Here is a 1417-nt window from a genome sequence, read left to right on the forward strand (position 1 = left end):
AAGGCTGAGACCTGATGCCGAGCCGATTGTGGTGAAGTGGATGATCCTATGCTGTCGAGAAAAGCCTCTAGCGAGTTTCATGGCGGCCCGTACCCTAAACCGACTCAGGTGGTCAGGTAGAGAATACCGAGGCGTTCGGGTGAACTATGGTTAAGGAACTCGGCAAAATGCCCCCGTAACTTCGGGAGAAGGGGGGCCATTGCTGGTGATGAGTTTTGCACTCTGAGCTGGTGGTGGCCGCAGAGACCAGCGAGAAGCGACTGTTTACTAAAAACACAGGTCCGTGCGAAGCCGTAAGGCGATGTATACGGACTGACGCCTGCCCGGTGCTGGAACGTTAAGGGGACCGGTTAGCCAGGATTCGTTCTGGCGAAGCTGAGAACTTAAGCGCCAGTAAACGGCGGTGGTAACTATAACCATCCTAAGGTAGCGAAATTCCTTGTCGGGTAAGTTCCGACCTGCACGAATGGCGTAACGACTTCTCGACTGTCTCAACCATAGGCCCGGTGAAATTGCACTACGAGTAAAGATGCTCGTTTCGCGCAGCAGGACGGAAAGACCCCGGGACCTTTACTATAGCTTGATATTGGTGTTCGGTTCGGCTTGTGTAGGATAGGTGGGAGACTGTGAAGCATGCACGCCAGTGTGTGTGGAGTCGTCGTTGAAATACCACTCTGGTCGTGCTGGATGTCTAACCTGGGTCCGTGATCCGGATCAGGGACAGTGTCTGGTGGGTAGTTTAACTGGGGCGGTTGCCTCCTAAAGAGTAACGGAGGCGCCCAAAGGTTCCCTCAGCCTGGTTGGCAATCAGGTGTTGAGTGTAAGTGCACAAGGGAGCTTGACTGTGAGACCGACGGGTCGAGCAGGGACGAAAGTCGGGACTAGTGATCCGGCGGTGGCTTGTGGAAGCGCCGTCGCTCAACGGATAAAAGGTACCCCGGGGATAACAGGCTGATCTTCCCCAAGAGTCCATATCGACGGGATGGTTTGGCACCTCGATGTCGGCTCGTCGCATCCTGGGGCTGGAGTCGGTCCCAAGGGTTGGGCTGTTCGCCCATTAAAGCGGTACGCGAGCTGGGTTTAGAACGTCGTGAGACAGTTCGGTCCCTATCCGCTGTGCGCGTAGGAATATTGAGAAGGGCTGTCCCTAGTACGAGAGGACCGGGACGGACGAACCTCTGGTGTGCCAGTTGTCCTGCCAAGGGCATGGCTGGTTGGCTACGTTCGGGAGGGATAACCGCTGAAAGCATCTAAGCGGGAAGCCTGCTTCGAGATGAGTATTCCCACCTCCTTGAGAGGGTAAGGCTCCCAGTAGACGACTGGGTTGATAGGCCAGATATGGAAGCACGGTAACGTGTGGAGTTGACTGGTACTAATAGGCCGAGGGCTTGTCCTCAGTTGCTCGCGTCCACTGTGT

Annotated in this window: 1 rRNA gene (cut by a window edge); it reads left to right on the forward strand. The window is 55.6% G+C overall.

From position 1 onward, the window contains the following. Nucleotides 1–1396 (forward strand): 23S ribosomal RNA (locus tag ABT112_RS34655) (it extends 1709 nt beyond the left edge of the window). Nucleotides 1397–1417 lie beyond the last annotated feature (21 nt).

It is taken from the genome of Streptomyces sp. NPDC002055, from assembly GCF_040296705.1.
In the GTDB taxonomy this organism is placed as follows: Bacteria; Actinomycetota; Actinomycetes; order Streptomycetales; family Streptomycetaceae; genus Streptomyces.